Source organism: Streptomyces sp. BBFR51, from assembly GCF_044591655.1.
Classification (GTDB): Bacteria; Actinomycetota; Actinomycetes; order Streptomycetales; family Streptomycetaceae; genus Streptomyces.
Map to the genome: position 1 here is coordinate 941,486 of NZ_CP172448.1, position 26,549 is coordinate 968,034.

General features: G+C 71.4%; 22 protein-coding genes. 7 read left to right on the forward strand and 15 right to left on the reverse strand.

Going from position 1 to position 26,549, the window contains the following annotated elements:
- Nucleotides 1-32: 32 nt before the first annotated feature.
- The 4 genes from ACGH7X_RS04365 to ACGH7X_RS04380 all read right to left on the reverse strand — a co-directional run bounded on the left by ACGH7X_RS04365 (nt 33) and on the right by ACGH7X_RS04380 (nt 8,004).
- Complete coding sequence (locus ACGH7X_RS04365) at nt 33-3,428, reverse strand: CARDB domain-containing protein (RefSeq protein WP_399881800.1); 3,396 nt, start codon at nt 3,426-3,428, stop codon at nt 33-35.
- A 376-nt stretch (nt 3,429-3,804) separates the two neighbouring features.
- A complete protein-coding gene (gene argG, locus ACGH7X_RS04370; protein WP_399881802.1) occupies nt 3,805-5,250 on the reverse strand; it encodes an argininosuccinate synthase in 1,446 nt (481 codons plus the stop codon).
- Nucleotides 5,251-5,296: 46 nt separating this feature from the next.
- Nucleotides 5,297-6,736: an NAD-dependent succinate-semialdehyde dehydrogenase gene (locus ACGH7X_RS04375; RefSeq protein WP_399881804.1), complete on the reverse strand. Its 1,440-nt coding sequence runs from the start codon at nt 6,734-6,736 to the stop codon at nt 5,297-5,299.
- A complete protein-coding gene (locus tag ACGH7X_RS04380; RefSeq protein WP_399881806.1) occupies nt 6,733-8,004 on the reverse strand; it encodes an aspartate aminotransferase family protein in 1,272 nt (423 codons plus the stop codon). The genes ACGH7X_RS04375 and ACGH7X_RS04380 overlap by 4 nt, the downstream gene beginning before the upstream one ends.
- Nucleotides 8,005-8,264: 260 nt before the next feature.
- Between ACGH7X_RS04380 and ACGH7X_RS04385 the strand changes: the two genes are divergently transcribed.
- A complete protein-coding gene (locus ACGH7X_RS04385) occupies nt 8,265-10,538 on the forward strand; it encodes a PucR family transcriptional regulator ligand-binding domain-containing protein (protein ID WP_399881808.1) in 2,274 nt (757 codons plus the stop codon).
- Between the two features lie 4 nt (nt 10,539-10,542).
- On the opposite strand, the gene ACGH7X_RS04390 is transcribed toward ACGH7X_RS04385, so the two are convergent.
- The gene (locus ACGH7X_RS04390) at nt 10,543-11,163 is read right to left on the reverse strand and encodes a DUF6629 family protein (RefSeq protein ID WP_399881810.1); all 621 of its coding nucleotides are present in this window, start codon (nt 11,161-11,163) and stop codon (nt 10,543-10,545) included.
- Between the two features lie 272 nt (nt 11,164-11,435).
- Here ACGH7X_RS04390 and ACGH7X_RS04395 point away from each other — a divergent pair, with 272 nt between their 5' ends.
- Nucleotides 11,436-11,867: a hypothetical protein gene (locus tag ACGH7X_RS04395; protein ID WP_399881812.1), complete on the forward strand. Its 432-nt coding sequence runs from the start codon at nt 11,436-11,438 to the stop codon at nt 11,865-11,867.
- An 84-nt stretch (nt 11,868-11,951) separates the two neighbouring features.
- Here the strand turns inward: ACGH7X_RS04395 and ACGH7X_RS04400 are convergent, their stop codons facing one another.
- Genes ACGH7X_RS04400 through ACGH7X_RS04415 form a run of 4 tightly spaced genes read right to left on the reverse strand, consistent with a single transcriptional unit; the run spans nt 11,952 to nt 17,416 of the window.
- Entirely contained in the window at nt 11,952-14,333 is a 2,382-nt protein-coding gene (locus ACGH7X_RS04400) for a beta-glucosidase (RefSeq protein ID WP_399881814.1), read from the reverse strand.
- Nucleotides 14,330-15,148 (reverse strand): carbohydrate ABC transporter permease, encoded by an 819-nt coding sequence (locus ACGH7X_RS04405; RefSeq protein WP_399881816.1) that lies wholly within the window; start codon nt 15,146-15,148, stop codon nt 14,330-14,332. The genes ACGH7X_RS04400 and ACGH7X_RS04405 overlap by 4 nt, the downstream gene beginning before the upstream one ends.
- The gene (locus tag ACGH7X_RS04410) at nt 15,145-16,101 is read right to left on the reverse strand and encodes a carbohydrate ABC transporter permease (protein WP_399881818.1); all 957 of its coding nucleotides are present in this window, start codon (nt 16,099-16,101) and stop codon (nt 15,145-15,147) included. Before ACGH7X_RS04410 ends, ACGH7X_RS04405 begins: the two co-directional genes overlap by 4 nt.
- Nucleotides 16,102-16,111: 10 nt before the next feature.
- The gene (locus ACGH7X_RS04415) at nt 16,112-17,416 is read right to left on the reverse strand and encodes an ABC transporter substrate-binding protein (RefSeq protein ID WP_399881820.1); all 1,305 of its coding nucleotides are present in this window, start codon (nt 17,414-17,416) and stop codon (nt 16,112-16,114) included.
- A gap of 138 nt (nt 17,417-17,554) precedes the next feature.
- Here ACGH7X_RS04415 and ACGH7X_RS04420 point away from each other — a divergent pair, with 138 nt between their 5' ends.
- Complete coding sequence (locus ACGH7X_RS04420; RefSeq protein ID WP_399881822.1) at nt 17,555-18,577, forward strand: LacI family DNA-binding transcriptional regulator; 1,023 nt, start codon at nt 17,555-17,557, stop codon at nt 18,575-18,577.
- A gap of 8 nt (nt 18,578-18,585) precedes the next feature.
- Here ACGH7X_RS04420 and ACGH7X_RS04425 read toward each other — a convergent pair whose 3' ends face one another.
- Nucleotides 18,586-19,017 (reverse strand): tautomerase family protein, encoded by a 432-nt coding sequence (locus tag ACGH7X_RS04425; RefSeq protein WP_399881824.1) that lies wholly within the window; start codon nt 19,015-19,017, stop codon nt 18,586-18,588.
- A gap of 71 nt (nt 19,018-19,088) precedes the next feature.
- Between ACGH7X_RS04425 and ACGH7X_RS04430 the strand changes: the two genes are divergently transcribed.
- Nucleotides 19,089-20,006 (forward strand): LysR family transcriptional regulator, encoded by a 918-nt coding sequence (locus ACGH7X_RS04430; RefSeq protein ID WP_399881826.1) that lies wholly within the window; start codon nt 19,089-19,091, stop codon nt 20,004-20,006.
- Nucleotides 20,007-20,012: 6 nt separating this feature from the next.
- Here ACGH7X_RS04430 and ACGH7X_RS04435 read toward each other — a convergent pair whose 3' ends face one another.
- Nucleotides 20,013-20,384, reverse strand: a complete 372-nt coding sequence (locus ACGH7X_RS04435; RefSeq protein ID WP_399881828.1) for a VOC family protein — start codon at nt 20,382-20,384, stop codon at nt 20,013-20,015.
- Between the two features lie 79 nt (nt 20,385-20,463).
- Here ACGH7X_RS04435 and ACGH7X_RS04440 point away from each other — a divergent pair, with 79 nt between their 5' ends.
- Nucleotides 20,464-20,925: a MarR family winged helix-turn-helix transcriptional regulator gene (locus ACGH7X_RS04440; protein WP_399881830.1), complete on the forward strand. Its 462-nt coding sequence runs from the start codon at nt 20,464-20,466 to the stop codon at nt 20,923-20,925.
- A gap of 71 nt (nt 20,926-20,996) precedes the next feature.
- Complete coding sequence (locus tag ACGH7X_RS04445; RefSeq protein ID WP_399881832.1) at nt 20,997-21,587, forward strand: TetR/AcrR family transcriptional regulator; 591 nt, start codon at nt 20,997-20,999, stop codon at nt 21,585-21,587.
- A 16-nt stretch (nt 21,588-21,603) separates the two neighbouring features.
- Here the strand turns inward: ACGH7X_RS04445 and ACGH7X_RS04450 are convergent, their stop codons facing one another.
- Nucleotides 21,604-22,626: an SMP-30/gluconolactonase/LRE family protein gene (locus ACGH7X_RS04450; protein WP_399881834.1), complete on the reverse strand. Its 1,023-nt coding sequence runs from the start codon at nt 22,624-22,626 to the stop codon at nt 21,604-21,606.
- Between the two features lie 173 nt (nt 22,627-22,799).
- Between ACGH7X_RS04450 and ACGH7X_RS04455 the strand changes: the two genes are divergently transcribed.
- A complete protein-coding gene (locus tag ACGH7X_RS04455) occupies nt 22,800-24,608 on the forward strand; it encodes a flavin-containing monooxygenase (RefSeq protein ID WP_399881836.1) in 1,809 nt (602 codons plus the stop codon).
- Nucleotides 24,609-24,661: 53 nt separating this feature from the next.
- Here the strand turns inward: ACGH7X_RS04455 and ACGH7X_RS04460 are convergent, their stop codons facing one another.
- The 3 genes from ACGH7X_RS04460 to ACGH7X_RS04470 are packed head-to-tail and all read right to left on the reverse strand — an operon-like array spanning nt 24,662 to nt 26,467.
- Nucleotides 24,662-25,420: a GAF and ANTAR domain-containing protein gene (locus ACGH7X_RS04460; protein WP_399881838.1), complete on the reverse strand. Its 759-nt coding sequence runs from the start codon at nt 25,418-25,420 to the stop codon at nt 24,662-24,664.
- A 5-nt stretch (nt 25,421-25,425) separates the two neighbouring features.
- Nucleotides 25,426-26,151 carry a GAF and ANTAR domain-containing protein gene (locus ACGH7X_RS04465; protein WP_399881840.1) on the reverse strand — a complete coding sequence of 242 codons (726 nt, stop codon included), beginning with the start codon at nt 26,149-26,151 and terminating at the stop codon, nt 25,426-25,428.
- Nucleotides 26,141-26,467: an STAS domain-containing protein gene (locus ACGH7X_RS04470; protein ID WP_399896774.1), complete on the reverse strand. Its 327-nt coding sequence runs from the start codon at nt 26,465-26,467 to the stop codon at nt 26,141-26,143. The genes ACGH7X_RS04465 and ACGH7X_RS04470 overlap by 11 nt, the downstream gene beginning before the upstream one ends.
- Nucleotides 26,468-26,549 lie beyond the last annotated feature (82 nt).

Below are 26,549 nucleotides of genomic sequence, written 5' to 3' on the forward strand. Positions count from 1 at the left end.
GTCCCTACTGGCCGGCTCCTACTGGCCGGCTCCTACTGGTTGATCTTGAACTGGGAGCCGGGTTCGATCTGCACGTCCTCCTCGGCCGAGTTGGTGATGGTGACGTCGGTCAGGGTGGCGCTGCCGCGGGCGCCGCCCATCGCGAGGATGCCGGAGCCGTTGTTCGACTTGTCGATGCGGACGTTGTCGATCTTCACGTCCGGCATCGCACCGCCTCCCGTCTTGAACTGGATGCCGTCGTAGGTCGAGTCGAGGATCTCGGTGTCCCGGATGGTCACCCCGGGGATGTCCTGGCCCTGTGCGAAGAGGGTGATGGCGCCGAACTCCTGGTCCTCGTTCCAGAACGCGCCGCCCGTCCGGTGCAGGGCGTTGCCGGCGATGAGGGTCTGCCCGGAGAAGGGCAGCGGGTCGTGGTCGGTGGCGAGCATGATGCCGGGGTAGTTCATGGTGTCGGAGATGACGTTGTTCTCGATGGTGTTGCCGTAACCGCCGTACACCGCGATGCCGTTGGCCCGCCAGGGCAGCTGGATCGTGTTGTTCCGGAAGTGGTTGTCGTGACCGACGTCCACGGAGGTGTCCTTGACGTACTTGCTGGACCACACCGCGAGCGAGTCGTCGCCGGTGTTGCGGAAGGAGGAGTTGTAGACGGTGGAGTTGCGGGTGCCGTTGGCGAAGTTGATGCCGTCCGCGTAGGTGTTGCGGATGCGCACCCCGGTGAACTCCAGGCCGTCGCCGGGGCCCCACAGCTCGGGGATGTTCGAGTAGTCGCGGCCGGCCCAGACGCCGACGTTGGCGTGCTCGATCCACACGTTGGTGATCTTGGTGTCCTCGCCGAAGCGGCCGTTGAGGCCGACGCCGCCCTCCTGGTTGCCGTCGCCGCCGCGGATGGTGCCCGAGCCGAAGATGGCGATGTCGGAGATCTGGGTGTTGTCGTCGATGTCGAAGCCGAAGTTGCCCTCGTGCGGGTGGTTGATGCCGCCGGCCTCGTGCGGCGGGGTCAGGGTGTAGAGCTGGGAGTGCCACATTCCGGCGCCGCGGATGGTGACGTCGCGGATGCCGACCTGGTTGTACTGGCCGCGGTCCTGCGGGTCGTCGGTGAGGATCTTCTGCTCCTGACGCCACTGTCCGGCGGGGATCCACACGCAGTCGATCCGGCCGTTCTGGTCGTCGGTGACGGCGCGCTGGATGGCGTCGGTGTCGTCGAGTCCGTCGCCGGGGACGGCCCCGTACTCGGTGATGGAGGTGCAGTTCGCCGGCTTGGCGGCCGGGGGCGCGACCTGCTCGAGGTCGATCAGGTCGACGACGTAGAAGGCCGCCGTGTCGCCCGCGTCGCGCTGGAGGCGGAACTCGGTGCCCTGCGGGAAGGTCCTGTCCAGCAGCGCGTGGGACTCGTCGAACAGCCGCCGGGCGTCGCCGCCGGGCCGGTTGGTGAGCCCCTCGGGGTCGTCGGTGCTGCCGTACAGCCAGCTGTGCTTGGAGGACAGGTTCAGCTTCTGCACGAACTCGCCGTCGGCGTACAGGCTGAGGGTGGCCTCGGCTCCGCCGCCGCCGGGGGCGTCGGGGATGGAGTTGCGCACCACGACGGAGTTGGTGGGTGTGGTGGAGGTGAACTCGACGTACTCGCCGGTGGAGTCGAGCCGGACGGACTTGCGGCCGGAGGACTCGGTGCCGAAGTTGGTGTGCCCGAAGGTCCGCTTGGCGTCGGTGGTGACCAGCGTGCCGTCGTAACGGCCGTCCTCCGCCTCGTACTCGGTGTACGGCACGGCGGCACCGCGTCCGACGACGAGGGACTTGGCGAGCACGTTGTTGTTCTCGTTGGTCTCCTCGACCCGGCCGGTGGCGTCGGCGGTGGCGGTGAGCGTGACCCCGCCGCCGGCCGCCGTCCAGGTGCCGCTGATCGGCACGTTCACCGTGGCACCGGCCGCGACCTGCCCGGTCGTCCCGTTCAGGGTGGTGGAGCCGGCCTGGATCCGGGTCACCGAACCCGCCTCGACGGCGCTCGTGCCGCGGTTGTGCACGGCGACGGTGAAGGAGACGTCGGCGCCCACGGCCGGGTTGGCCGGGTTGGTGGTGATGGAGCGCACCTCCAGGTCGGGCCCGGGGGCCTGGCCGACGACCAGCCGGTCGGTGGCGGCGCGGCTGTTGTTGGTGTCGTCGAGTTCGGCGACGGTGTCACGCGGGTCGGCCACCGCGGCGACGGCGTAGCTGCCGGCCGCGTGGGTGCCGGTGGAGACCGCGACCTCGGCGGACTCACCGGGGTCGAGCGCGGGGACCGGGGCGCTGCCGGCGGCCGTGCCCTCCACGGTGACCTCGGTGGTCGTCGCGGCCGAGGGCGCGGTGCCCGCGTTGCGGACCGTGGCGTTGACGGTGACCTCGTCGCGCTCGGAGGGCGCGGCGGGCGACCAGTCGAGACCCGTGACCGTCAGGTCGGGCGCCGGCGCGGCGGTGCCCAGGACCTGGAACTCCGCGACCTGGCCGCCGGACGCGCCGGTGTTGGAGAAGAACCGGAGCCGTACGTCGGCGATCCGGCCGCTGACCGGGATGGTCACCGCGTTGTCCTGGCCGGGGCTGAAGGCGTAGTCGGCGCGGTCGCGCAGGGAGGTGAAGTCGTCCTCGCCCTGTGCGCGGCCGAAGACCTGGATGCTCTGGGTGCGGGCGGACCACACCGGGTCCGGGTTGAGCTTGACCACCACGCCGCTGACGTCCGCGTCGGCGCCGAGATCGACGGTGAGGTCGGCCGGTTGGCCGGCGGCCTCCCAGTACGTGGAGGTGGAGTCGTCGGTGGCGTTGGCCGCGACGTAGTTCTGCGTCGTGGAGGTGGCCTCGACCGGCTTGTTGCGGGCAAGGTTGGTGCCGGTGGGCGGCGGTCCGGTGTCGACCTCGTCGCCGTACACCTCCAGTTCGGCCAGTTGCGCGGCGTTCCAGCCGGTGTTGCCGGTGATGTCGACGCGGACGTAGCGGGCCTCGGAGGGGGAGGCGAGGTCGACGGCGACGGTGCCGGCCTGCGCCGGGCCGAACGCCCGTGCGCCGGAGGCGTCGAGGGTGCGGAAGGTGGAGCCGTCGGTGCTGCCCCGCAGGGAGAGCGTCTGGCTGCGGCTCTCCCAGCCGGCGGGCAGCTTGAGCACCACCCGGTCGACGTCGCGGGCGGTGCCGAGGTCGACCTGGAGCCACTGCGGGAAGGAGCCGGCCGGTCCCTCCCAGTAGGTGGCCTGCTGTCCGTCGGTGGCGTTGCCCGCCGGGTACGCACCGTGCGAGCCGCCCGCCCTGGCCGGGCGGCCGAGGGCCAGGTTGACGTCGGCGGCGGCCTCCACCGGCGCGGTCGCGGCCTGCGCGGTCGCGGCGAAGGGCAGTGGCAGCAGCCCGACCGTCATCAGCCCGGCGACGGCGGCGCCCGTGAGCGTCCGTCGGCCGAGAGATCTCCGTCTCATGGGGTCCTCTGTTCCGTGGGGAGTCGGGGAGCGGGCGCGACGGACCGGCGAGTAAGGGAGAAGCACCGACTCTGCGCGCCAATTGAGCAGGACAGTCGATTCTTTGCGGAAAGTGCGTCATCAGGTTTCTAGCGCGTCACCAGTTTGTCAACGGTCGCGGTAGAGGCTGGAGTTGACACGTAAACGACTTGCGTTGATTGCAACGCGCTTGCGTAGCCCTTGAACTGGCAACCATTCGCCGCACGGAAGCGAGCTGGCTCTTCGAAGCTCGCAAGGCACGCAAGGCATGCACGACCTGAAGAAACAGAAGGGCCGGCCCGACGCCCGTAGGCGTCGAGCCGGCCCTCGCCGGTCGCGGGGTCCCCCGCGGGACCGGTCAGTCCGTGCCGGACTCCATCGCGGCGCGGTCCAGCAGCTCGTCGTCGGCGGAGACCTCGCCGCGGGAGGCGATGGCCTGCGCGCCGCCCTCGGGCATGGCGCCGATCAGGCCGGTCGCGGCGGCCTGGGCGGCACCGATGGAGGTGTCGGCGGTGCCGATCAGACCGAGCCCGGCGTACTGCTCCAGCTTGGCGCGCGAGTCGGCGATGTCGAGGTTGCGCATGGTGAGCTGGCCGATCCGGTCCACCGGGCCGAAGGCGGAGTCCTCGGTGCGCTCCATGGACAGCTTGTCCGGGTGGTAGCTGAACGCGGGTCCGGTGGTGTCGAGGATCGAGTAGTCCTCACCGCGCCGCAGCCGCAGGGTGACCTCACCGGTGACCGCCGAGCCGACCCAGCGCTGCAGCGACTCGCGGATCATCAGCGCCTGCGGGTCGAGCCAGCGGCCCTCGTACATCAGCCGGCCCAGGCGCCGCCCCTCGGTGTGGTACTGGGCGAGGGTGTCCTCGTTGTGGATCGCGTTGACGAGACGCTCGTAGGCCGCGTGCAGCAGGGCCATGCCGGGCGCCTCGTAGATGCCGCGGCTCTTGGCCTCGATGATCCGGTTCTCGATCTGGTCGGACATGCCCATGCCGTGCCGGCCGCCGATGGCGTTGGCCTCCATGACCAGGTCGACCGCGGAGGCGAACTCCTTGCCGTTGACCGTGACCGGGCGGCCCTGGTCGAAGCCGATCGTCACGTCCTCGGTGGCGATCTCGACCGACGGGTCCCAGAACCGCACGCCCATGATGGGCTCGACGGTCTCCACACCGGTGTCGAGGTGCTCCAGCGTCTTCGCCTCGTGGGTGGCGCCCCAGATGTTGGCGTCGGTGGAGTACGCCTTCTCGGTGGAGTCCCGGTAGGGCAGGTCGTGGGCGACCAGCCACTCCGACATCTCCTTGCGGCCGCCCAGCTCGGTCACGAAGTCGGCGTCCAGCCACGGCTTGTAGATCCGCAGCTGCGGGTTGGCCAGCAGGCCGTACCGGTAGAACCGCTCGATGTCGTTGCCCTTGAACGTGGAGCCGTCGCCCCAGATCTGGACGTTGTCCTCGAGCATCGCCCGGACCAGCAGCGTGCCCGTGACGGCGCGGCCGAGCGGCGTCGTGTTGAAGTAGGCCCGCCCGCCCGAGCGGATGTGGAACGCCCCGCAGGTGAGCGCGGCCAGCCCCTCCTCGACCAGCGCCTCGCGGCAGTCGACCAGGCGCGCGATCTCGGCGCCGTACGTCTTCGCGCGGTCGGGCACCGAGGCGATGTCGGGCTCGTCGTACTGGCCGATGTCGGCGGTGTACGTGCACGGGACGGCGCCCTTGTCACGCATCCACGCGACCGCGACCGAGGTGTCGAGGCCGCCCGAGAAGGCGATACCGACGCGCTCGCCGGTGGGGAGGGAGGTGAGGACCTTGGACATAGGAAGAGTATGCATGACAACGCATGGCCATGCAAAGCCTGGGTGGTCACCGGGCCGGCAGCGCCACGTACTGGTACTCCAGGAACTCCTCGATCCCCACCCTTCCGCCCTCCCGGCCGAGGCCCGACTGCTTGACGCCGCCGAAGGGCGCGGCGGGGTTGGAGACCAGACCCGTGTTGAGGCCGACCATGCCGACCTCGAGGCGTTCACTGACCCGCAGGGCCCGGTCCAGGCCCTCGGTGAAGACGTAGCCGACGAGTCCCCAGGGGGTGTCGTTGGCCCGGCGTACGACCTCGTCCTCGTCGTCGAAGGTGAGGATCGCCGCGACGGGGCCGAAGATCTCCGTGCCCATGAGCGCGCTGTCCGGGGACACGTCGGTGAGCACCGTGGGCGGGTAGAAGCAGCCGGGGCCCTCGGGCGTGCGGCCGCCGACCAGCACCCGGGCGCCGCGCCGCACCGCGTCGGCGACCAGGTCCTCGACCTTGGCGCGTCCGGCGGCGTCGATGAGCGGGCCGACGTCGACGCCCTCACCGGTGCCGGGGCCCACCACGAGCGCCCCCATCCGCCGCGCGAGCCGGTCCGCGAACTCCTCCGCCACCGAGCGGTGCACGAAGAAGCGGTTGGCGGCGGTGCACGCCTCGCCCATGTTGCGCATCTTGGCGACCATCGCGCCGTCCACGGCCGCGCCCAGGTCGGCGTCGTCGAAGACGACGAACGGCGCGTTGCCGCCCAGCTCCATCGAGGTCCGCACGACGGTGTCCGCGCACTGGGCGAGGAGCAGCCGACCGACGGCCGTCGAACCGGTGAAGGACAGCTTGCGGATGTGCCCGCCGCGCAGGAGCGGTTCGCACACCTGACCCGCCCTGGAGGTGGTGACGACGTTCAGCACGCCGTCGGGCAGTCCCGCCTCCTCGAGGATCGCGGCGAGTGCCAGGCTGGAGAGCGGGGTCTGCGGGGCCGGCTTGAGCACCATCGTGCAGCCGGCCGCGATGGCGGGGCCGATCTTGCGGGTGCCCATGGCGAGCGGGAAGTTCCACGGGGTGATCAGCAGGCAGGGGCCGACCGGGCGCCGGGAGAGCAGCATCCGGTTGCGTCCGTCGGGGAGGATGCCATGGCCTCCGTCGATACGGACGGCCTCCTCGGAGAACCAGCGGAAGAACTCGGCGGCGTACGCGACCTCGCCCCGGGCCTCGGCCAGCGGCTTGCCCATCTCGGACGTCATCAGACGGGCGAGTCCGTCGGCGCGGTCGAGGATGATCTCGTACGCGCGGCGCAGGATCTCGCTGCGGGCCCTGGGGGCCGTGCGGGCCCACTCCTCCCGCGCCTGCACGGCCGCCTCCTCGGCGAGCCGGGCGTCCTTGAGACCCGCGTCGGCGACGTGGCGGAGGATCTCGCCGGTCGCCGGGTCGTCCACGGGCATGACGGCGCCGTCCGCGGCGTCCGTCCAGGTGCCGCCGATGAACAACTGCGTGGGTGTGTCGGTCATGACTTACCTCCCCGCGTGCCGGTACCGGCCTCGACGGCGGCGGCCCACGCCCGGAGTCCTTCGTCGACGGCCGTCTCGTCGACGACCAGTGCCGGGATCATCCGGACCACCTGGTTCCAGGCCCCGCAGAGCAGGAGCAGCAGGCCCTCGTCCACGGCGGCCCGCTGGACCCGGGCGGCGGTGTCGGGGTCCGGCTCGCCGTCCTCGGTGACGAACTCGCTCGCCAGCATCAGCCCCATGCCGCGTACGTCGCCGATGGCCGGGTTCCGGGCCGCCACCGCCTCAAGGCCGTGGCGCAGCCGGGCGCCCATCGCCTCCGCGTTCTCGACGAGCTTCTCGTCGCGTACGACGTCGAGCGTGGCGCAGGCCGCCGCGCACGCGACCGCGTTGGCGCCGTACGTACCGCCCTGCGAGCCGGCCCAGGCCTTGCGCATCAGCTCCTCGGGGGCCGCGATGCCCGACAGCGGGAAGCCGCTGGCCAGGCCCTTGGCGGTGACGAGGATGTCGGGTGCGACGCCGAAGTGGTCATGGCCCCAGAACCGGCCGGTGCGGCCCACGCCGGTCTGCACCTCGTCCAGGATCAGCAGGAAGCCGTGCCGGTCCGCGCGCTCCCGCAGGCCCTCCATGAAGGCGCGGTTCGCGGGGACGTACCCGCCTTCGCCGAGCACGGGCTCGACGACGACGGCGGCGGTGTCGGCGGGCGAGGAGATCGTCTGGAGGGTGTAGTCGAGTTCCCTCAGGGCGAAGCGGGTGGCGGTCTCCTCGTCCCAGCCGTAGCGGAAGGCCGTCGGGAACGGCGTGACGACCACGCCGCTCATCAGCGGCGAGAAGCCGGAGCGGAAGCGGGTGCCGGAGGTGGTCATGGAGGCGGCGGCGACGGTCCTGCCGTGGAAGCCGCCGTGGCAGACCAGGACGTTGGGGCGCCCGGTGGCCTGGCGGGCCAGTCGCAGCGCCGCCTCGACCGCCTCGCTGCCGGAGTTGGTGAAGAACAGGCTGTCCAGACCGGCCGGCAGCACCTCGCCGAGCCGGTCGACGAGGCGCCGCAGCGGCTCGTGCATGACGGTCGTGTACTGGCCGTGGATCAGCGTGCCCACCTGCTCCTGGGCGGCGGCCACGACACGGGGGTGGCAGTGCCCGGTGCTGGTGACGCCGATGCCGGCGGTGAAGTCCAGATAGCGGCGGCCGTCCTCGCCGTGGAGGTGGACGCCCTCGCCCCGGACCGCCACCACGGGGGTGGCCTGGCGAAGGTGCGGCGACAGTGCGGTCATGCTCGTCTCCCGGCCTGCTCGTCGGTCGTGTCGGTCGTGTCGGTCGTGTCGGTCTCGTTGGGCTCCTGTGGTGCCCCGAGCCTTCCCGCCGCGGCGGGCCGGGCAACGCGTGATCTGTCCGGCCGGGGCGCGGTATCCGGACGATGTGTCAGCCGTTCGGCTCCGCTCGCGCCACCCGTTCGCGCCCCTGCCGCCCTCCGAGCGCTCTTGCACAGGTCAACGCGGCTTGTCAGAGTGACCAGGGCGCGCAGGGAGGCACCGTGACCGAGAACCGGCAGCCGGGCCCGGCGGGCCGCTCGCCCACCGTGGCCGACGTGCTGGGGCTGCCCGTTCTGGCGGCGGGTGATCCGCGGGTGGTCACCGGCGCGGACCAGGTCGACCGTCCGGTCCGCTGGGTCCACATCACCGAACTGACGGACCCCGCCTCCTTCCTCAAGGGCGGCGAACTCGTCCTCACCACGGGCATGCCCCTGCCCGAGGACCCGGCCGGGGTGCGCCGCTACGTCGACGAACTCGCCGCCGTCGGTGCCGCGGCCCTTGTCATCGAGCTGGTACGCCGCTACCACCGGCCGCCCGACGCCCTCGTCCAGGCCTGCCGGGCGCGCGGGCTGCCCCTCGTCACGCTCGCCAAGGACGTCAACTTCCTGGAGGTCACCCAGGTCGTCCACACGCTGATCCTCGGCAGCCAGGCGGACGCGATGCGCAGGACCCAGCGCGTCCACGAGGCGTTCACCGCCCTCACGCTGCGCGGAGCGGGTCCCGAGGACGTGCTGCGTGCCGCGGCGGAGATGAGCGGACGCACGGTCGTGCTGGAGAACCTGGTCCACCACGCCCTGGTCTGCGAGCCCTCCGGCACGACGGCGCAGACCGCGCTCACCGACTGGGAACGACGCTCACGAACCACCCCCGCCACCGACCGCACGGATGTCGCGGGCCCCGAGGGCTGGCTCGTGACCCCGGTGGAGTACCAGGGCGAGAGCTGGGGCCGAGTGGTCATGCTCCCGGGCCCACCCCGCGCACCTGACACGCCGGGCTCACCGGGCACGCCCGGGCCGCCGGGCACGCCCGACACACCCGGCGTGTGCGGCACGTCCGGCACGTCCCACCAGCCCGGCACGTCCAGCACGCCGGCCCAGACCGGCCAGCCCAGCCAGACCGGCCCGCCCGGCCAGACCGGCACACCTGGCACGTCCGGCACACCTGGCACGTCCGGCGTGTTCGGCACGTCGAAGCCGCCCGGCGTGTTGGCGCCGCCCAGCCCGCCCAGCCGGACCGGCACCTCCAGCACATCCGGCACGTCCAGCACGCCCGCCCAGACCGACACGCCCAGCACACCCAACCAGCCCGGCACATCCGCCACGTCCAGCACGCCCATCACATCCGGCACGTCCGACGCGCCCAACCAGACCAGCACGTCCAGCCAGACCGGCACGCCCAGCCAGACCGGCACGCCCGCCACGCCCGGCACGTCCGGCGTGTCCGGCACACCCGGCAGCACCCCCGGCAGCCCCGTCCCAGCCGACACAACCGGCTCGACCCGCCCGCCAGGCCCGCACGACCCGCACGGCACAGCGGGCCCTTCCGACCTGCCCGGCACGCCTGACGCCCCCGTCCCGCCCGGCGTTCCGAGCCCTCCGGGCGCTCCGGGCACGACTGGTCCGGCGGCTCCCTGGGGCTTCGGGCCCGAGGACGTCACCGTGTTGGAGAGGACGGCGATGGCCCTCACCATCGCTCGCCTCACCCACCCCACACCCTGGGAGCGCACCGCCCACCGCAACGTCCTGCGCGACCTGGTCGGGCAGCGCCACCGCTCCCCCGCGGACGCGGGCGCCCGCGTCGCGGCCCTGGGGCTGCCGGCGGAGCACGTCCGCTTCGTCGCCGTACTGGCGGACGTCCCGTCGCAGGAGGACGCCGGGGCGGCCGAGATCCGCCTCTCCGAGGAGCTGGGCACCACGGGCGCCATGGCGCTCGTCGGGCTCCTCTCCCCCACCCGCCTCGGCGTGCTGCTGGCACTGCCCCCGTCCCGGCCCTGGCGCGAGGCGGTCGAGCGGGTGAGCCGCAGCGCGCTGGACGCGGCCCCGGGCGCGACCGTGTGCGTCGGCTCCCCGGCGGCCGGCCTCGCCGACGTGGCGCGCTCGTTCCGCGAGGCGGCCCGCGTGGCCGAGGCCACCGAACCGGGGCGACCCCTCCCGGCCGACCGCTCCTTCCACGAACGGTCGGACATCGGCCTGCGCGGCCTGCTGTTCGCGCTCCGCGACGACCTCCGCGTCCAGGACTACACGGAACGCCAGTTGGGCCCGCTCCTCGACCACGACGCCCGGCACGGCACCGACCTCGTGGCGTCCCTGCGCGGCTACCTGGACGCCGCAGGCAACAAGACCGTCGCCGCCCGCTCGGCCGGTCTGTCCCGGGAGACCCTCTACCAACGGCTGCGCACCATCGAGCGGTTGCTGGGCCGCGACCTCGAGTCCGGCGAGGAGCGCACCGAAGTCCACGTGGCGCTGCAGGCACTCGACGCACTGCGGGGCCGCTGACCGTTCACGGCGTCGCGCGTCGTCGTCCGTTCACCCAGCCGAGCAGGACGACCGAGCACACCGCGGCGTACGCGCACCAGGTGGAGACGAACTCCAGCCGCCACAGGGCCCAGCAGATCAGCGCGCCCACGGCGGCCAGGACGCCGAGGACCCGCAACCCCCGGTCGCCGGCCGTGAGCAGGGCGCCGACGGTCGCCACCAGGTAGCCGGCGACCAGCAGTTCGGCATGCGGCAGGTCCACGACGTAGGCGACGGTGTGGCCCCGGATCTCCGCGCGCACGGGACGCGTGGCGAGTACGTACGCGAGGGCCGTCGCGGTAGCGACTCCGGCGGCGAGCGGCACGGTCGACCTGCGCCGCGCACGCGGTGGAGCGGCGCACAGCACGCCCAGCGGAACCCAGAGCGCGAGCAGGGGCAGGGCGATGACGGCCCAGGCCAGGGTGGCCGGGCCGGTGCCTCCCCGCGAGGCCCAGACCGCGGCCTCGACCATCTGGTGGGCTCCGAGCAGCACGGGCAGCGCGGCGAGCGGCAGGTCACGCGGCCGCCGTGTCCGGGCGACACAGGCCACGCCGACGGCCGCGACCCCGGCACCCGCGACGAGGTCGGCCTCCGCGCTCCAGCACATCTCTGCGTCCTCGGGTCGGCCGACGGGCCCCCATCCTCACCGATCCGCCCGGCGACGGCCCCGTCGACACGGCAACGGACCGAGCGACGCCATCGTGCGGGGCCGCACCGTGCGGCACCCCGCCTACGTGCCGGGCTCGTCCGCCAGCGGATGAACCAGTGCTGCCCGTAGGGCACGACCACGCCCTCCTTCAAGCCCGCCCCGGCGGGCGACGCTCCGCGTGTCATTCCGGGGCCGGTCCGGCCCGTGCCACAAGGACGTATCGTTCCGCCATGTCGCTGAGCCGGATCACCCTGTCGTCGCGCCGCTCCATCGCCCTGGCCGAGCTGCGACTCTCCTCGACCTACGACGGACTGCTCGAAGGTGTGCCGACCAAGCGCGTCAACGAGGGCATCGTCGCCGGCCGGCTGCGCGTCGCGCGGGAGGCCTACCCGGGTTGGCCCGTCCACCTCATACCGCCCGAACTCACGGAGACCGGCAGGACCACGCGCCTGGACGAGCCGATCGAGCACCTGCCCGCCGTCGCCTGCGTCGGCGCGTTCGAGTCGGACGAGATCGACCCCGCCCACGACTCCGGCTGGTACTTCTCCGCACTCGTCGTGGTCTGGTTCCAGCACACCCCGGATCCCCCGTCGAACGACGACGCCCCCGCGGCCCTGCGTGAACTCCCGTGGCAAGAGCTGGCGAAGGACTTCGAGGACTGACGGTGGTGCGACGAGCGGTGGTCCCGGACGCCCTCGCCCGGGACCACCGCTCGTTCCACCACCGCTCGTTTACCCGCCCGCGGCTCAGGCGCCCGCGGTGGCCTCCTGGGCGAACACGGCGTGCAGGCGCCGCGTGTGGTCGACCCGGCGTTCCGCGCCGGTGAGGGCGACCGTCGCCGTCAGCAGCGGCTCGGTGCTGGACGCGGCGAACCGCAGCTCCAGGTCCCCCGGTTCGACGACGCGCCGGCCGTCGCGGCCGGTGAAGGCGGCGAGGTCGGCGGGCACCTCGACGCGCACCCGGCGGGCCTCACCGGGGGCCAGCGGCACCCGCGTGTAGCCGATGAGGCGCTGCACCGGCTGGACGACGGAGGCGACCGGGTCGTGCAGGTAGAGCTGCACCACCTCGGTGCCGTGCCGTTCGCCGGTGTTGCGGACGGTGAGTTCCAGGGAGAACTCGCCGTCGGTGGCAGCCTCCTTGGTGTGCACCACGAGGTCGCTCCAGGCGAACGTGGTGTACGTGAGGCCGTGCCCGAAGCCGAAGGCGGGCGTCGGGTCGATGTTGGACACCTCGCTGGCCTGGGCGAGCCGCGCCCCGAGGTAGGTGGTCGGCTGGGCACCCGCTCCGCGCGGCACGCTGACGGGCAGCCTGCCGGTGGGGTCGGTCCGCCCGCTGAGCACGCCGGCGACGGCCGCGGTGCCCTCCTCGCCGGGGAAGAACGACTGCACGATCGCGGCGGACTCGGTCACGGCCCGCCCCAGGGCGTAGGGGCGGCCGGCGAGCAGCACCGTCACGACCGGCTTGCGGGTGTCGAGGAGCGCGTCGAGCAGCTGCTGCTGCGCGCCGGGCAGCGCCAGCGACTCGACGTCGCACCCCTCTCCGCTGGTGCCGCGCCCGAACAGCCCGGCACGGTCGCCCAGGACGGCGACGACGACATCGGCGTCGCGGGCCGCCCGGACGGCCTCGGGGATGCCGAAGACCTCGCCGTCGTCGACCCCCGTACCGTGCACCAGGGTGATCTCGGCGTCGGGGAACTCGGTGGCGAGGGTGTCGCGCAGGGTGGGCAACTCGATGCCGTGCGGGGTTCCGGGGTGTCGGACGCCGATGTGCTGGGGGAAGGAGTAGCAGCCCAGTACGGCGGTGGGTTCGTCGGCGTTGGGGCCGATCAGGGCGATGCGGCGCGGCCTGTCGAGGGGGAGGGTGCCGTCGTTGCTGAGCAGCACGACCGCTTCCTCGGCGACCGTGCGGGCCAGTTCCCGGTTGGCGGGGCCGTCCAGGTCGATCCGGCCGCGCAGGGCGTCCGGGTCGTCCGGGTCGGTGTCCTGCAGCGCGGAGGGCATGGGGTTCCAGTCCGGGTCGAGCAGTCCGAGCATCGCCTTCTGGGTGAGTACCCGGCGCAGCGCCCGGTCGACCAAGCCCTCCGGGACGCGGCCGTCGGCTACGGCTTCGGCGAGGGGCGGCCCGAACGTCTTGACGGTGGGCAGTTCGATGTCGACGCCCGCCCGCAGTGCGGCCCCGGCGGCGCCGGCCCAGTCGGCGGCGATGCCGTGCAGGGTCTTCAGGAACGCGATGCCGAAGTAGTCGGCGACGACGGTGCCGTCGAAGGCCCACGTGTCGCGCAGCAGTCCGGTGAGCAGGTCCTCGTCGGCCGCGGAGGGGATGCCGTCGGTGTCGGTGTAGGCGTGCATCACCGACCTGGCGCCGCCTTCGCGGATCGCCATCTCGAAGGGGGGCAGCAGGACGTCGGCGCGTTCGCGCGGGCCGACGGAGGAGGGGGCGAGGTTGCGTCCGGCGCGGGAGGCCGAGTAGCCGACGAAGTGCTTGAGGGTGGCGACGATCCCGGCCGACTCGAGACCCTTCACGTAGGCCGTTGCGATGGTGCCGACGAGGTACGGGTCCTCGCCGATGGTTTCCTCGACCCGGCCCCAGCGGGCATCGCGCACCACGTCCAGGACGGGCGCGAGTCCCTGGTGGACGCCGACGGACCGCATGTCACGGCCGATGGCGGCAGCCATCCGCCGGACCAGGTCCGGATCGAAGGTGGCGCCCCAGGACAACGGGACCGGGTACGCCGTCGCCCCCCAGGCGGCGAAACCGGCCAGGCACTCCTCATGCGCGAGGGCCGGAATGCCGAAGCGGTTCTCGGCGGCGATCCGGGCCTGCGTGCGCATGAGGGAGAGCGCGCCGAGCGCCGGGTCGACGGGGGCGGTGCCGAAGGGCCGGGTGAGCTGGCCGAGGCCGGTGGGCAGGAGTGCGTCGAGATCGACCGCCTCCTCCATGTCGTGCTGATGCGGGGCGACGTCTCCGCCCTCGTTGGACGCGCCGACCCACACGCCGTACAGCTGGGCGATCTTCTCCTCGGGGGTCATCGCTTCGATCAGCGCGGACACCCGGTCGGAGAGGGAGTGGGCGGGGTCGTTCCAGAGGGGGATTTCGGGGGTGGTCTCAACGGCCACGTCGTGGGTCACTTTCCTCCGACGCCCATCAGGCCCTGGACCAGGGCGCGACGAGCGAACAGGTAGACGAGCAGGATGGGCACCATGGACAGCACCACGGCTCCCAGCAGACCGGGGATGTCGATGCCGTGCGCGGTCTGGAAGTTGTACAGACCCAGGGTGACCACCTTGGTGGACTCGGACTGGGTCAGGACGAGCGGGAACAGGAACCCGTTCCACGCCTGGAGCGCGGAGAACACCACGATCGTGGAGACTCCGCCGCGGGACAGCGGCATGACGAGCTGGAAGAACATCCGCCGCGGGCTGGCGCCGTCCATCGCCATGGCCTCGTACAGCTCCGGCGAGATGTCACGCATCGCGCCGCTGAGGATGAGCGCGGACATCGGCAGGCAGAACGCGGCCGTGGGCAGGATGACGCCGAGGAGGTTGTCGTACAGCCCGGCTTCGCTGATCAGGTAGAACATCGGCACGATCACGGCCTGGGCCGGGATGGCGAGGCCGAGCAGGAACAGCCGGAAGATCGCCGACGTGGTCCTGCCGCGGCTGCGGACGATCGCGTAGGCGAGCGGCGGGACCAGCAGCAGCACGATGCCGATCACGCAGGCGGTGACGACCAGCGTGTTGAAGAAGTACTGGCCGAAGCCCGAGTCGAAGGCACCGGTGAAGTTGTCCAGCGTGAAGCTGTCCGGGAGCGATACCGGGCCGTTCTCTGCGTAGTCCTGGCGGGTGCGCAGCGTCGCCGCGAGCATCACGTACAGCGGCAGGCCCACCAGGAGGAGCCAGACGAGCGAGCCGGCCCCGGCGACGTAGTTCGGTCGGCGCCTCATGACACACCCTCCGCGGAGCTGCGCATCTTGTCGTAGCCGGAGACCCGGACGACGATCAGCGAAATGATCGTGGCCGCGACGACCAGGGCCAGGGCGATCGCGGAGCCGGTGCCGTAGTCGAAGCTCTTGAACGCCTTGTCGTACATGTAGTAGGCGCTGATGGTGGTGTCGGTGCCGGGGCCGCCCTGGGTCAGGATGAGGACGGTCTCGAACGTGGTCAGGCCGCCGACGATCATCAGGATCATCGAGGTGATCATGGAGGTGCGCAGCTGCGGCAGGGTGATGTGGAAGAACTGCCGGTAGCGGCCCGCCCCGTCGATCTCCGCCGCCTGGTACAGCACCGGCGGGATCGCGCGGGCGGCGCCCTGGTAGATCAGCGTGTGGAACGGGGTGAACTGCCAGGTGCTGACGAACGCCAGCACCCCGATGGCGGTGGCCTGTTCACCGAACAGGTTGCCGTCGCCGAACAGCCAGGCGGCCTCGGCCGGGATGCCGAAGTTCGGGTCGAGCAGCGCCCGCCACAGCACGGACACGGCGGTGGCGGACAGCAGCAGCGGGATGAAGTAGACGACCGACAGGACGGCGCGGTTGCGCTGGTGGCCGGCGGCCCAGACACCGAGCAGGATGCTCAGCGGGGTCTGGAGGACCACACCGAGCGCGGTCAGCAGCAGGGTCAGCCAGACGCTCTTGAGCATGACCGGGTCGTCGATGAGGCGCGACCAGTTGTCCGTGCCGACGAACTCGGGCGAGCTGATCCCGTCCCAGCTCATGAAGGACAGCACCGCCACCATGATCAGCGGGACGATCGCGAAGAGGGCGAAGAACACTGCGGCGGGCAGCGCCCAGGCGAAGCCGGGGCGGCCTACCTTCGTTGCGGACGAGGCGGGCGGCCGCCGCCGGGACTCCTTGCGGGGTCCGGCGGCGGGCCGGGCGCTCGTGATCTGTGTGGTCATGAGCCGTTCGTCACTCGGTCGGGAGGGCCTGCATGGCCTTGATGAAGCCGTCCGTGTCGAGCTGTCCGTTGAAGAACTGCTGGATGGCCTTGTGCATGTCCGAGCTCGCCTTCTGCGGGTACGCCTGGTCCCAGGAAAGCTGGAACGACGGGGCGTCGGCGACGAGGTCGTACTGGAAGCGCGAGTACTCGGGGGTGCCCGAGCCGTCGATGAACTTGTCGGTGTTGGTCGTGGTCGGCAGGTTGCCGATGTCCAGCTGCGCCTTGACGAACTCGTCGGAGTACATGAGCTTCAGGAACTCGGCGGCGGCCTCGGGGTGCTTGGTCTTCTTCATCACCGAGTAGTAGTTGTTGGTGTTGCCGGCGACGTTGGCCGGGTCGCCCTTGCCGCCCTCGACGGCCGGGAAGGCGGTGTAGCCGAGGTCCTTCTCGGCGAACTCCTTGTGGTCCGTCAGCTGCTGGGAGTAGTACCAGGAGCCCATCAGCTCGAAGCCGGCCTTGCCCGAGGCCACCAGCTGGACCGAGCCGCCGTTGGTGTACTTGACGGAGTCGTAGTTCTTGCCGAAGGCGCCGGCGTCGACCAGCTCCTTGATCATGTCCAGGGCCTTCTTGCTGTCCGCGCTCTCCCAGGCGCTCTTGTCGCCTCCGACGGCCTTCGCGAACAGCTCCGGTCCGGCTATGCGGTCGTAGAGGTACTGGAACCACATCTGGGTGGGCCAGACGTCGCCGCCGCCGAGCGCGATCGGCGTGACTCCCTCGTCCTTGAGCTTGCCCACCGCGTCGAGCAGCTCGTCCCAGGTCTTCGGCGGCTGGACGCCCGCCTTGTCGAGGACCGCCTTGTTGTGGAAGAGCAGGACCGGCTGGGTGCCGCGCATCGGGATGCCGTACGGCTTGCCGTCGACGACGGCGCTGTCGAACACGGACGGCAGGAACTTCTTCTCCAGGTCGGGGTTCTTCTTGATGAAGTCGTCGAGCGGCAGCAGCAGGTCGGCCTTGACGAACGGCTTGATGCTGCCGCCGCCCCAGTTGAAGAAGATGTCCGGAGCCTGGGGGGTGCTGATGATCGTCTGGAGCTTCGTCTGGTAGTCGGCACCGGGGATGGTGTCGAGGACCGCCTTGACGTCGGACGTCTTGTTGAAGGTGTCGATGATCTGCTGCTCGACCTTGTTGGTGGCGTCCCCGTAGACCAGGACATGGATCTTGCCGTCGTCCGACGACGCCCCGCCGTTCCCGTCACCGCAGGCCGACAGGCTCAGCGCCAGGGCGAGCGTCGCACCGGTGGCGACCAGTCTGGGCAAGCGCGCACGTGTCTTCATCGTTCGCCTTTCGAAAGTTTCGGCTCCGTCACCGAAAGTCCATGCTGGTCGGACAGTAAAGTGAGACGGGATTTCCGGTCAATGGCCGTGCGGCTGCCGACTCAAAACGTTATCGATCGCATGGCCTATCCTGCCTGCATGCACGATGAAGTTGAGGTGGGAGCGAGGGTGACCCTGGCCGAGGTGGCGAAAGAGGCCGGGGTCTCCCCTCCGACAGTTTCGAAGGTGCTCAACGGTCGTTCGGATGTCTCCAGCTCCACCCGGGCCAGGGTGGAGCGGCTTCTGGAGGTGAACGGCTACCGCCGCCGGAACCCGAGCCCGCCGCGCTCGCCGCTGGTCGAACTCGTCTTCCACGAGCTGGACAGCGTCTGGGCGATGGAACTCGTCCGGGGCGTGGAGAACGTCGCCAAGGCCAACCGGACCGACGTGGTGCTGACCCGCAGCGGCACCCGGCACGCGCCCGCGGCGGACTGGATCGAGGGGGTGCTGCGGCGCCGGCCGCTGGGTGTCGTGCTGGTCTTCTCGTCACTCCCGGCCGAGGTGAAGCAGCGCCTGCGGGCCTGGGACATCCCCTTCGTCATCGTCGACCCGGCCGGCGACCCCGACCCCGACGTCCCGTCCGTGGGCTCCGCCAACTGGGCCGGGGGGCTCGCGGCCACGCGTCATCTCACCGACCACGGACACGAACGCGTCGCGATCATCACCGGGTTCGAGGACATGCTGTGCTCACTGGCCCGTCTCGACGGCTACCGCTCGGCGATGACCATGGCGGGGCTGCCGATCGACCCGGCCCTGGTCCGCTACGGCGACTACCACGTGCAGAGCGGCTTCGAGCACGGCATGGACCTGCTCGCCGGTCCCGACCGGCCGACGGCGATCTTCGCGGGCAGCGACCTCCACGCACTCGGCGTGCTGGAGGCGGCCCGGCTCAGGGGCCTGCGGGTGCCCGAGGACCTCTCGGTCGTCGGCTACGACGACGTACCGCTGGCCCAGTGGTCGAGCCCTCCGCTGACCACCGTTCACCAGCCGCTGCGGCACATGGCCGAGGAGGCCACCCGCATGCTCCTGCGCCCCGACGATCCCGGCCGGGCCGGCCGGCGCATCGAACTGGCGACCCACCTCGTCGTACGCCAGAGCACGGCGCCACCGGGCGGCGCGTGACGGGGACTTCAGCCGGCGGCGGCCGGGCCGGCGGGCACCTCGGTCATGCGCTCGTCGTAGCCGGTGGCGGGGTCGACGACGCGGCCGGCGGCCCACCAGTTCTCACGGGCCGTCTCGAAGGCGACGAGCATGACGTCCTCCTCCGGGACGTCCGCGTAGAGCCGGAGGTTGTCGACGATCGACCGGAACAGTTCGGCCTTCTGCTCGGCGGGACGCTGGTTGAAGGACAGCTGGATGAACAGGGTGCGCGGGCCGCGCCGCAGGCCGAACACGACCGGCTGGATGACGAGGTTGTCGCTCGTGACCTCGTGGAAGACGTGGAACTGGTCGTCCTGGGGGATCTTCAGGACATCGACCATGGACTGGTGGACGGCCGCGGAGACGAGGCGGCGGTGTTCGGGCGTGGTTCCCTGTCGCAGGGTGATGGTGATCAGAGGCATGACCCCACGTTAGGAACCCACCGAGGCATTCTCACAACGAATGTTCCGCATGCTGGGTATGCTCATTCGTCATGGGTGTGGCGGATGTGACGCTGGTCGGGCTGCGGGTGTTGCGCGAGGTGGCGGAGCGGGGCACCTTCACGGCGGCCGCCCAGGCCCTCGGGTACACGCAGTCGGCGGTCTCCCGCCAGGTGGCCGCGCTGGAACAGGCGACCGGTGCCCGGCTCTTCGACCGCTTCCCCGGTGGCGTACGGCCGACCGGCCCCGGCCTCGCCCTGCTGCGCCACGCCGTCGCCGCCCTGGACGCCCTGGAGGCGGCCGACCGGGAACTTCGGGGCGCGCGGGACGCCACCGGCCGGGTCCGGCTGGGGTTCTTCCCCGCCGCCGGAGCGGTGATCGTGGCCGACGCGCTGGCGACGCTGCGTCAGGAACGCTCCCACCTCACGGTGACGTCGCGGGAGGGGACCACGCCCGCACTGGTACGCGCGCTGCGCAGCGGCACCCTCGACCTCGCACTGCTGACCTCACGGCCCCCGCACCGCTCGCCCGACACGGACGACCCGCCCCTGCGCGTCGAACCCCTGCTGGAAACGCGCCTGGCTCTGGCCGTGCCGACGGACAGCCCGTTCGCCGAACGAGGCACGGTCGGCGTCGAAGAGATCGCGGGTCAGGTGTGGATCGCCAGTCCCGGCAGTACGGGTGAGCCGCTGCTCGGGGTCTGGCCGGGGCTGCCCGGCCGGCCCCGGATCGCCCACACCGCCCGCGACTGGCTGACCAAGCTCCACCTGGTCGCGGCCGGGGCGGGCATCACCACGGCCTCACCGGCGCTGCTGCCCGTAGTGCCGCCCGGCGTTCGCTTCGTGGACGTCACGGGCATCGCGGAGGAGATACGCCGCGTCGACCTGGTGTCGTTGCCGGGCCCGGTCACGGCACCGGTCCAGTGCCTGGTCGACGCGCTGCGCCGACGCGCCGCAGACCTGGCCGACTGACCGGGCTCAGTCCCTCTGGTGCACCGTCAGGACGTAGCCCTCGGGCCCGACGAAGGAGAACATCGCGCCGAACGGACTGTCCGTGACCGGCGTGAGGATCTCGACGCCCGCTTCGGTGAGCCGGTCGTGCAAGGCCCGGGTGTCGGAAGTGGCGAACCACAGGGACACGCCGAGACCGGGGCGGCCGGAGTCGAGGTCGGTACCGGGCAACGGCTCGCGCACGGCCAGCGGCACGGGCTTGGTGTCGAAGACGACCGCGCCGGGGGGCGAGGCCGGGGTGCGGCGCAGGCCGAGGTTCTTCTCGCAGAACAGGGCGGCGGCCTCCAGGTCGCGGACCTGAAGGGCGATGAAGTCGGGGCCGTCGACGCTGCTGGTCATGGGTGTCTCCTCGCATCAATGTCAGGACTTTGACATCAACGACGCTAGACCTCCTCCGCGCGGGTGTCAAAATATGGACATGCAGAACAGCTCGCCCGTGGACCCGCCCCATCCGGCCGACGACGTGCTCGATCACGCGGGATACCGGCTCAAGCGCGCCCATGCCGCACTGCGCGGCGCCATGGACCAGGTGCTGCGGCGGCACGGCCTGACCGTGCCGCAGTACTCCTGCCTGGAAGTTCTCGCCGCGCGCCCCGGCCTGTCCAACGCCGAACTCGCCCGCGCCACCTTCGTCACCCGCCAGTCCATGAACGTCGTCCTGCGCGGACTTCAGAACGAGGGCCTGCTCACCCGTCCGGCGAGCGTCGACACCGGCCGGGCCCGCCCCGCCAGCCTCACCGACGAGGGCCGCCGCCGCCTCAACGCGGCGCAGGGGGACGTCTACGCCGTCGAGGCCCGCATGATCCGGGCCATCCCCGCGGACCGCCTGGCCCACCTGCTCGAAGACTTCGACCGCATGGCGCAGGCACTCGCCGACTGAGTTCTTCGGCCGGTTTCGGCCCGAGGCCCGGACCGTTCTCGGCCCGAGGCCCGGACCGTTACCCTCGCGGGGTGACGCAGCAACCCATGTCCGGTTCACGGCGGCCCGCGAGCGGCGGCCCCAAGGCTGCCGCCCGCAACCGGGCTGCTCTCGTCGCCGCGGCTCGGGAGGTGTACGCGGAGCAGGGACTGGACGCACCGCTGTCCGCGATCGCACGCCGGGCCGGGGTGGGTCAGGGCGTGCTGTACCGGCATTTCCCCGACCGGGCCGCCGTGGCGACCGCGGTCCTGGAGGAGAACGTCCGGCAAATCGAGCGCGCGGCGCGGGAGTACGCGGACCTGGCCGCGGTTCTCGGCGTCCTGACCTGGCATCTGACGGAGTCGGCGGCCTTCATCAGCGTTCTGCACGCCGACGGGGCGGGCAGTGGCTCCGCGGCCCCCGCGTACGCCGTGGCGCTTTCCCGGCGGGTCGAGCGGGCCCTGCTCAGCCATCTGCCGGAAGGGCATCCGCTCGCCGCAGGGCCCGACGACCTGATGATCGCCGTCGGCATGGTCTCCGGTGCCGTGACCGGGCCCGGTCGCGACCGCCGGGAGCGCCGGGCGCGGGCGGCCTGGCGGCTGCTCGGTGTCGAGGTGGGCCCCGTGCGGCCCTTCACGGGGTGAACGTGGACGGCCGGTGTCAGCCGCCGTTGGACTGCCGTACCCCCTTCGCGAGCGCGGTGAAGGAGTAGAGGTAGCCCCCGTCCGATCCGCTGACGGTCATGTAGGCCCGGGTTCCGCCGGGTGTGATGGCCACGTTGGTCGCCGATTCCAGCCCCTCGGCGGCGCGCGCCGGCACCTCCACGGTCGCCAGGCGCTCACCGTTCCTGCTGAACACCGCCATCGCGGGACGGCCGTGCAGCCCTTGATAGAGGTTGCCGTCCGCGTCGACCGCGATCGAGTCGGTCTGGGCGATTCCGCCGTCGACCCGGACGGCGGTGTGCCGCGAGGCCACGGCCCCGTCCGCGTCCAGGAGGAGGTAGGAGATGCGGTTCTGCGTCAGCTCGCTGACCCACAGCCCGCGATACTCCGCGTCGAAGGAGATGCCGTTCGGCGCCTCGAGTCCGTCCGCCAGGACGGCGGCCTTCTTCCCCGTGCGATCGATGCGCACCACGCGTCCCTTCGCCTCGCCCTCGGACATGCCGCGTGAGTCACTGACGTACAGGTTGCCTTCCCGGTCGAAGGCCAGGTCGTCGGGGTTCATCGGCGCGCCGTCGACCTCGCCGGAGAAGAAGGTCCGCGGGTCACCGCCGTCCGGGGCCAGGCTCACGATGTCGCCGTGGGAGAAGTCGGTCAGGTACATCCGTCCGTCGTACGGACTGAACTGGGCCGAGGTGAAGGTGCCGCGGTTGTCGGTGTAGAACCGCTGCGACGTCGCCTTCCGGACATCCACGCGCAGCACCTTCGGCTCGCCGGCCGGGGCGGTGACGTCGACGACGAGCAGCTTGCCGTCCTTGTCGAACGCAGGCCCCTCCAGCAGGGTCGCCCCGGTCTGCTCGTGCACTTCCGTCAGGCGCATGACCTGCTGCGCGCGGATGGTCCGGTCCCCTGCGGCGGCGGCCGCGTCCCCCGGCTCCCCGGCCGTCTGCGTACCGCACCCCGTCAGGCCCAGCACGGCGGTCGCGGCGAGCGGGGCGAGCGCCCGGATCGGGAGTCGTCGCATCTGAATCACTCTTTCTGTCCGAAAGTATGCGGAAGCAACCAGCACACCAACCGGACAACACTGTCCGGTGCTTGTTACGGTAGTGCATGGCTGCTCAAGTCCTCTGACTCCGTTCCCAGTTCATGGACAAGGCGGCCGTTCGACAGCGAACCGGAAGGGCCAGGTCCCCCCACATGACTCATTCACAGAAGCTGACGCCCGAGGCGCTCGCCGACCTCAGGGAGCGCTACCGGAAGGAACGGGAGCGACGCGTACGCCCCGACGGCGCCCGGCAGTACCTCGCCGCCGAGGCCGAGTTCGGCTACTACGCCGCCGACCCGTACGCGGGGGCGGCGGCCGCACGTGAGCCGGTGCGGGACAGGGTGGACGTCGCGGTCGTCGGCGGTGGATTCGGCGGAGTCCTCGCGGGGGCGCGGCTGCGCAGACTGGGGGTCGCGCGCGTCCGTGTCATCGAGAAGGGCGGGGACTTCGGGGGCACCTGGTACTGGAACCGGTACCCGGACATCCACTGCGACATCGAGTCGCACGTGTACCTGCCGATGCTCGACGAGACCGGGTACGTACCGGAGTGGAAGTACGCCCCCGGTGCGGAGATCCGCCGACACGCGGTGCGGATCGCCGAGAAGTCCGACCTCTACGCGGACGCGCTGTTCTCCACGGCGGTCACCTCGCTGTCCTGGGACGACGCGTCCGGGGCATGGCTCGTCACGACCGACCGGGGTGACGCGTTCTTGGCCACGTACGTCGTCACGGCCACCGGCACCCTGTCCGAGCTGAAGCTGCCGGGCATCCCCGGCATCGAGCGGTTCGCCGGCCACACCTTCCACACGTCGCGCTGGGACTACGCCTACACCGGCGGCACCGTGGACGGCGGCCTGACCGGCCTCGCGGACAAGCGCGTGGGCATCGTGGGCACCGGCGCCACCGGCATCCAGGTCGTCCCGAAGCTGGCCGAGGACGCCGGACACCTGTACGTCTTCCAGCGCACTCCCTCCACCGTGGACGTGCGCGCCAACCGCCGCACCACCGCTCGGGACGTCGGTGCCGACCGGCACGGCTGGGCGACCGAGCGCCGGGACAACTTCCTGCGCATCGTCTCGGGCGAGAGGGCCGAGGAAGACCTCGTCGCGGACCGGTGGACTTCGTCGGCCGCCCTCCTGGAGAAGCTGTTGCCCAGTTTCCGCCGGCCGGACGACCGGGCGGCCTTCGAAGCGGCCTACGAGGTCGCGGACGCCGCCAAGATGAACGAGATCCGCGCCCGCGTCGAGGAGATCGTCACCGACCCGGACACGGCGGAGAAGCTCAAGCCCTGGTACCGGTACGCCTGCAAGCGCCCCACCTTCTCCGACCTGTACCTCCAGGTGTTCAACCGGGACGACGTCACCCTCGTCGACACCGCCGACACCCACGGCATCGAGCGGATGACGGAGCGCGGCGTCGTGGTCGGCGACACCGAGTACGTCCTCGACTGTCTGATCTTCGCCACCGGCTTCTCCGTCGGGGTCTCCGGCATCCACTCGGGCCGGCTGCCTGTCCACGGCCGGGGCGGCACCCGGCTGCGGGACGCGTGGGCCGCGCGGGGCCCGCACACACTGCACGGCTTCACCAGCAACGGCTTCCCGAACCTGATCCAGCTGGGCGGGACGCAGAGCGCGAGCAGCGTCAACTACACGCACGTGCTGGACGAACACGCCGTCCACGCCGCGGCACTCGTCGCGGCCGCCGAGGCGACCGGCAGCCTCATAGAACCGTCCCGCGAGACCGAGGACGCCTGGATCGCCGGCCTGGCCGAGAACGCTGCCGACCACGAGTGGTTCCACGCCGAGTGCACCCCCGGCTACTACAACGCCGAGGGACGTGGCCGGCCGGGCGGCCCTACGGCCTACCCCCACGGCGCCGTCGCCTTCCACGCACTTCTGAAGCGGTGGCGTGAGGAGTCGATGCACCAGGCCCTCCGGCCCAGGGATCCCGCCCGATCCTAGAAACACCCTGCCCGGCGGACACCGGCCAAGCCGTCGCCCCGAATCGGCCGGTGTCAGGCGCCTGTTGCCCGCATACGCGCGGCGAAGGCGCGGATGGAGTCGGTGTCCTGTTTGCCCTCCGCGACGCCCCGGGCCAGGTCGGACAGCTTGCGATTGTGCGCACGGGCGTACGCGCGGAAGATGCCGAACGCCTCGTCGATGGAGGTCTGCCAGCGCTCGGCCAGGACGCCCTTGACCTGTTCGATGACGATGCGGCTGTTGAGGGCGTACTGCAGCTGGTCGCGCTCGGCCTCGCTGTGCGCAAGTGTGCGCTGCTGGAGAATCGCGATGGTGGCCACGTCCGCGAGGGCCTGGGCGAGGGAAAGGTCCTGATCGGCCAAGGGCTCGGGGACGGTCTGGAAGAGGCTCAACGCGCCGATGACCCGTCCCCGCAACCGCATCGGCAGGGCGTTGGTGACGACGAAATCGGTGTCCTGGGCACCGCGGGCGAACTGAGGCCACAGGGTGACCGCGTTCGGGTCGGTGAGGCTGACGTCGATCCGCGGCATGCCGTCGTTGTAGCAGTCGACGCACGGGCCCTCGTCGTGCTGGAGGGCGAAGAGCTCCAGGAGCCGGGTGTCTTCGTCGGAGGCGGCCAGGACGTGGAGTTTGCCGTTGTCGTCCGCGAGCAGGATGCCGACGGCGGCGACGTCCAGCAGGTCCATGCAGCGTACGGACAGCTTCTGCAGGAAGTCGATGACGTCGAAGTCGTCGGTCAGGGAATCTGCTACCTCGACGAAGACCTCGGTGAGCTGCGATTCACGGGTTGCCATGGAGATCAGTCCTCGTCTGCGTCGTCGGTATCGTTCGGCGGCTGCGGATCAGGGGCAAGCCGCAGTCGCCTGCTCACGATGTCCTGCGCCGTGTCGTTGAGGGTGCGGGTGTTGCTGTAGGCGTAGGCGCGCAGCCGCAGCAGCGCTTCGGCCAGCGGTACGGCAAGCTGGACGCTGACCATGCCGGTCGCTTGGTGGACGACCGCCTGAGGCAGGGCCAGGGCAGCCAGGTCCTGGTGCTCCGGCGACGGCAACTGAGGATCCACGAGTTCCAGGACACGTTCCGTCACGACGCCGGCGAGTACGGTGACGTCGCCGCCCTGTGCCGGCGACATGTGCCCGGCAGTGCTTCTGACCAGTGTCAGCACCCCCAGGGTGATGGCGCCGATGCGCAGGGGGAAACAGAACACCGCCTGCACGGCCAGGGCGGACGCCTCCGTCACGAGAGCGGGCCAGCGGTCCGCCCGCACCCGGGCCAGATCCGGCACACGCACCGGGATGCCGCCGGACAGACAGTCCGGTCCCGGGCCGTGCCCGAGGACGGTTTGCAGGTCCTCGAAGCCGCGCGAGGCGCCCTCCGAGGACCAGAGAATCTCCGGTTCGCCCGATCCGCTGCCCACGCTGACGGCGATCCTGTCCACGCCGAGCAGATCGGCCGCATGGGCTGCCACGTCCGGCCACGGCCCGGTCCGGAGCAGCGGCAGGACCTTCGCCATGCGGTCACTGATCATGCGGCCCCGCTGGACGGCTGGGAGGTATCGGCCGGCGGCGACTCGACGCGCAGGCGCCCGTCGGCCAGGAGGAACCCCGTACCGGTGAGCTCCAGGAGCCGTCGTACGGCCGGGGCAGGACGGTGCAGCCGCACGCCTCCCCCGCCGCGGCCAGGCGCTTGGAGGCGGCGAGGAAGACGTGCAGACCACTGGCGTCGCAGAACCCGACCGCCGCGAGGTCGACGTCGATGTCCGTCACCCCGTGGTCGTCGCACCTGCCCAGGGCGGTGCGTACGGCAGGGACCGTGGACAGGTCGATATCGCCCTCCAGGGACACGGTCAACCGGCCATTGCAGCGGTACAGCACTCTCGTAAGCGCATTCGACACGGCGCCTCGGTTCCCGGACCCGCACCGATAC

What these genes read in the sequence shown, in the direction of transcription:
- ACGH7X_RS04380 (WP_399881806.1), bottom strand. Translation starts at nt 8,004, where the DNA reads ATGACCGCACTGTCGCCGCACCTTCGCCAGGCCACCCCCGTGGTGGCG.
- ACGH7X_RS04435 (WP_399881828.1), bottom strand. Translation starts at nt 20,384, where the DNA reads ATGACCAGCAGCGTCGACGGCCCCGACTTCATCGCCCTTCAGGTCCGC.
- ACGH7X_RS04440 (WP_399881830.1), top strand. Translation starts at nt 20,464, where the DNA reads ATGCAGAACAGCTCGCCCGTGGACCCGCCCCATCCGGCCGACGACGTG.
- ACGH7X_RS04405 (WP_399881816.1), bottom strand. Translation starts at nt 15,148, where the DNA reads ATGAGGCGCCGACCGAACTACGTCGCCGGGGCCGGCTCGCTCGTCTGG.
- ACGH7X_RS04415 (WP_399881820.1), bottom strand. Translation starts at nt 17,416, where the DNA reads ATGAAGACACGTGCGCGCTTGCCCAGACTGGTCGCCACCGGTGCGACG.
- ACGH7X_RS04430 (WP_399881826.1), top strand. Translation starts at nt 19,089, where the DNA reads ATGGGTGTGGCGGATGTGACGCTGGTCGGGCTGCGGGTGTTGCGCGAG.
- ACGH7X_RS04375 (WP_399881804.1), bottom strand. Translation starts at nt 6,736, where the DNA reads ATGACCGACACACCCACGCAGTTGTTCATCGGCGGCACCTGGACGGAC.
- ACGH7X_RS04455 (WP_399881836.1), top strand. Translation starts at nt 22,800, where the DNA reads ATGACTCATTCACAGAAGCTGACGCCCGAGGCGCTCGCCGACCTCAGG.
- ACGH7X_RS04425 (WP_399881824.1), bottom strand. Translation starts at nt 19,017, where the DNA reads ATGCCTCTGATCACCATCACCCTGCGACAGGGAACCACGCCCGAACAC.
- ACGH7X_RS04460 (WP_399881838.1), bottom strand. Translation starts at nt 25,420, where the DNA reads ATGGCAACCCGTGAATCGCAGCTCACCGAGGTCTTCGTCGAGGTAGCA.
- ACGH7X_RS04390 (WP_399881810.1), bottom strand. Translation starts at nt 11,163, where the DNA reads ATGTGCTGGAGCGCGGAGGCCGACCTCGTCGCGGGTGCCGGGGTCGCG.
- ACGH7X_RS04420 (WP_399881822.1), top strand. Translation starts at nt 17,555, where the DNA reads ATGCACGATGAAGTTGAGGTGGGAGCGAGGGTGACCCTGGCCGAGGTG.
- ACGH7X_RS04410 (WP_399881818.1), bottom strand. Translation starts at nt 16,101, where the DNA reads ATGACCACACAGATCACGAGCGCCCGGCCCGCCGCCGGACCCCGCAAG.
- argG (WP_399881802.1), bottom strand. Translation starts at nt 5,250, where the DNA reads ATGTCCAAGGTCCTCACCTCCCTCCCCACCGGCGAGCGCGTCGGTATC.
- ACGH7X_RS04465 (WP_399881840.1), bottom strand. Translation starts at nt 26,151, where the DNA reads ATGATCAGTGACCGCATGGCGAAGGTCCTGCCGCTGCTCCGGACCGGG.
- ACGH7X_RS04365 (WP_399881800.1), bottom strand. Translation starts at nt 3,428, where the DNA reads ATGAGACGGAGATCTCTCGGCCGACGGACGCTCACGGGCGCCGCCGTC.
- ACGH7X_RS04395 (WP_399881812.1), top strand. Translation starts at nt 11,436, where the DNA reads ATGTCGCTGAGCCGGATCACCCTGTCGTCGCGCCGCTCCATCGCCCTG.
- ACGH7X_RS04450 (WP_399881834.1), bottom strand. Translation starts at nt 22,626, where the DNA reads ATGCGACGACTCCCGATCCGGGCGCTCGCCCCGCTCGCCGCGACCGCC.